Source organism: Methylobacterium frigidaeris (assembly GCF_022179185.1).
In the GTDB taxonomy this organism is placed as follows: domain Bacteria; phylum Pseudomonadota; class Alphaproteobacteria; order Rhizobiales; family Beijerinckiaceae; genus Methylobacterium; species Methylobacterium frigidaeris.
The window spans coordinates 1-253 of sequence record NZ_BPQJ01000269.1 but is presented as its reverse complement, the minus strand read 5'-3'; the positions used below and the strand labels follow the sequence as shown (position 1 = coordinate 253).

Sequence of the window (253 nt, the reverse complement as noted above, 5' to 3'; positions counted from 1 at the left end):
TCGCCACCTCATCCCCACCGCGAACCTGCTGTTGATCGCACACCACGAGTCCACTGTAAACCTCATTCCCAACGTCATGCTGCGCCTGCTCCGTCACCCCCCCGACTTCGCGCGCCAGCGCGCCGACCCGGACCGGGCGCCCGCCCCACCCCCGCGGTCCCCGGCCGCCCTGGCCCGGCAGGACGCCGCCCGCACGCTGCGGGCGCCCCTCCGCGGCGCCCGCCGCCGCGGCGGGCCGCCCCGGCGGGTGGCG

General features: G+C 78.7%; 1 pseudogene. It reads left to right on the top strand.

From position 1 onward, the window contains the following. Nucleotides 1-142: pseudogene (locus tag MFF64_RS38850) on the top strand (cytochrome P450); the annotation flags it as partial. Nucleotides 143-253 lie beyond the last annotated feature (111 nt).